The sequence below is a fragment of the Dolichospermum sp. LEGE 00246 genome, from assembly GCF_015207865.1.
Classification (GTDB): domain Bacteria; phylum Cyanobacteriota; class Cyanobacteriia; order Cyanobacteriales; family Nostocaceae; genus Dolichospermum; species Dolichospermum heterosporum.
This window is the reverse complement of the sequence record NZ_JADEWA010000585.1, coordinates 1-2,835: the sequence shown is the minus strand read 5'-3', so window position 1 is coordinate 2,835 and position 2,835 is coordinate 1. Positions and strand designations below refer to the sequence as shown.

The following is a 2,835-nucleotide window of genomic DNA, read 5'->3' as shown; positions in this document are numbered from 1 at the left end:
GTAATCAACCGCGCTAACTTAGGTATGGAAGTAATGCACGAGCGCAACGCTCACAACTTCCCCCTAGACTTGGCTGCTGCTGATGTTGCTCCTGTTGCTTTAAGCGCTCCTGCAATCAACGGTTAATCGGTTTAGTTAAATAGAAAACGCTCTCCAATTATGGGGGGCGTTTTTTTGTGTTCATTTTTCACATTCGCGTTTAGTCACATAATGCCGATAGCGAAACATGGCTTCTAGTTGTGCTTGTAATAACCAACCACTCATAAATTCTATGCCATCACCACCGGGCATGGCATAAGTAATATTATCGGTTAATTTAGTTTTGCCGTTTTCTTCTGTAAATTCATGACGATGTACCCAGGACTCAAAAGGTCCAGATATCTGTTCATCGGTAAATAGGCGATATTTTTCATAGTCTGTGTGCCGTGCTAACCAAGTTAAAGGTAAAATACCCAGAAAAAGCCGAAATTCTGTAATTGCCCCGGCTTCTAGCCCACCTTCACGTCTAACGATTTGTACAGGTTGCCAAGGTGGAGTGAGTATTTGGAGTATGTCTGGTCTTTCGTGGAATTTCCAAACTACTTCAACTGGTGCGTTAATGATTGAGGAATGTTTAAAGTGCAACATGAACAAAAAACCTAAAATTGAGCCTTTAGATTCATTATTGACAATTTCATGAGGAAATAGGCTGAAAACCTCGGAATTGTCATCTAAAAATAGTTAAATTTAGTATAACGAGAGAATGCACTAAAAAGCTGATGCGACGATAGGGAAGTGCTGCTGCAAGCAGTTCGCTAATTGAGGTATAAAAAATATTTTATCAAGTTTTTGGAATTTACCCGTTGATATATCATTTATTATGCAATAATGGGAGTCGAGAAGTAATTCGGTGGACCTCGTTTGTTTTTAGTATTGATAGGCTTTTTCCCTTTGGTATTTACAGACTTTTCTCCGAAATCTAAATCTCTACACTCTTATGATTTTGGAGAAAATCTATGTCAATTTATGTAGGCAACCTCTCTTATGAAGTTACCCAAGACGGCTTAAGCGAAATTTTCAAGGAGTATGGCACTGTAAAGCGTGTTCAGCTACCTACCGACAGAGAAACTGGTAAAGTTCGCGGTTTCGGTTTCGTAGAAATGGAATCAGAAGCAGAAGAAGCAAAAGCCATTGAAGCACTTGATGGTGCTGAATGGATGGGACGTGATTTAAAAGTGAACAAAGCTAAACCAAGAGAAGAACGTACTCCTTTTGGTGGTGGAAATCGGGGTGGTGGGAACTTCGGCGGTGGAAGCCGTAACCGTTACTAATATCCATAGATTTAAGGTGGATAAATATCCGCATTGAGGATAATTAGGTTTAACAAAAGCTCAGGAATGAATACCTGGGCTTTTTTATGGCAAATTTTCTGCACAGGATCAATATTGACTTAACCCGTATTTCTCACGAACAATGTAATCGCAATTTCTATAACCCGTATAGAGAATCGGTTTCCGGTATTTTTTACTGGGTTGATTTTTGATGCAGTGTGAAACTCCAGAATCCAGATTTTACGAGGGTTTGAGAATTTTGGTGAAAAATCCAGGGTAAAATGGCATCAAAAGAGATATTTTGGCAAATTGGCACAAGTTATGGACAAATATTATCATAATTAGGGGTCAGCACTTGTCAGCATGATTAGTCATAAAATGTTACTTTAGAAAACTATAACTAAGTCATATTTTCGCACATCTACCCATGCCTTATCTTATCACTGCTGGGGAAATTCGTTCCCTAATTACTGAATATAGCAAAGCTAAAACTCTGTGGATAGATACAGAAGTTGCTGATTATAAAACTCGTAATCCTAGATTATCACTAATTCAGGTGTTGAATAATCCTACTGATATGACTGGTAATAGTGTTTATTTGTTAGATGTTCTCGATAAATCAGATGTAATTGCTGATTTTGTGGAAAGGATTATGACTAATGATGCTATTGAAAAAGTTTTTCATAATGCTGGTTATGATGTGCAATATTTGGGAGGTAAAAGGGCTAAAAATATTACCTGTACTTTGACAATGGCTAAGAAAATTCCCATTTATTTACTACCGTTACCTAATTATCAACTGAAAACTCTAGCAACTGAACTTTGTAATTTTCATGATATTGATAAACAAGAACAAAGGAGTGATTGGGGAAAAAGACCATTAACTGAATCTCAACTAGAATATGCTTATCTTGATTGTATTTATTTGGCTCAAGTACATTTAAGATTATTAGAATTAGAGGCTAATTTTCAGGTAGATCCAATTAAGGAAGATTTAAATTTATTGACTGCTAGATATAGAGAAATTGAACAGCAACAAAAAATACTTAAGTCAGAATTTGAGCATTTACAAGAACGGGTAAAAAAAGCGATGTTAGTTCAAAATATTGCCGAAACATCGCATTGTAAATTAACAAGTTATGAGCGAAAAACTTTTAAAACTCAGTTTCAGGAATTGGTAAATTTAGTAGAAAATCAAGGTGTTGATTTAGATTTTACTATTACTTTAACTGAAGATATTCGCAAAAATTTGGGGGTAAATCTGGAAAAGTTAACTGTAAATGTTGATACAAATACTTATTGGAAAATCACTCCTAAAAATCAGGAAGATGAGGAAGATTAAGAGCAAATATTGAAAACCTCTGTGAACTAATTTTAATCATACTTCCGAATACTGGTATGAAAATTTTCATGAAAGTGCTAACAAAATTAACAGAATTATCAGCGGTAATCTAGTAATAATCTAAATCTAGATAGTAAGGATTTTATTTTTAATATTTACTAATATGCGGTGATTGGCTAGATA

The 2,835-nt window shown here is 35.5% G+C and carries 3 protein-coding genes and 1 pseudogene; 3 read left to right on the top strand and 1 reads right to left on the bottom strand.

The features are described from left to right. Positions 1 to 126: pseudogene (locus IQ228_RS24320) on the top strand (photosystem II q(b) protein); the annotation flags it as partial. 54 nt (positions 127 to 180) lie between these two features. Here IQ228_RS24320 and IQ228_RS24315 read toward each other — a convergent pair. After that, entirely contained in the window at positions 181 to 627 is a 447-nt protein-coding gene (locus IQ228_RS24315) for an SRPBCC family protein (RefSeq protein ID WP_027404088.1), read from the bottom strand. Positions 628 to 995: 368 nt separating this feature from the next. Between IQ228_RS24315 and IQ228_RS24310 the strand changes: the two genes are divergently transcribed. Both IQ228_RS24310 and IQ228_RS24305 read left to right on the top strand, forming a co-directional pair. Further along, a complete protein-coding gene (locus IQ228_RS24310; protein WP_027404087.1) occupies positions 996 to 1,310 on the top strand; it encodes an RNA-binding protein RbpA in 315 nt (104 codons plus the stop codon). A 427-nt stretch (positions 1,311 to 1,737) separates the two neighbouring features. Further along, positions 1,738 to 2,652, top strand: coding sequence for a ribonuclease D (locus IQ228_RS24305; protein WP_193964734.1), 915 nt, complete (start codon positions 1,738 to 1,740; stop codon positions 2,650 to 2,652). The last annotated feature ends 183 nt before the right edge of the window (positions 2,653 to 2,835 follow it).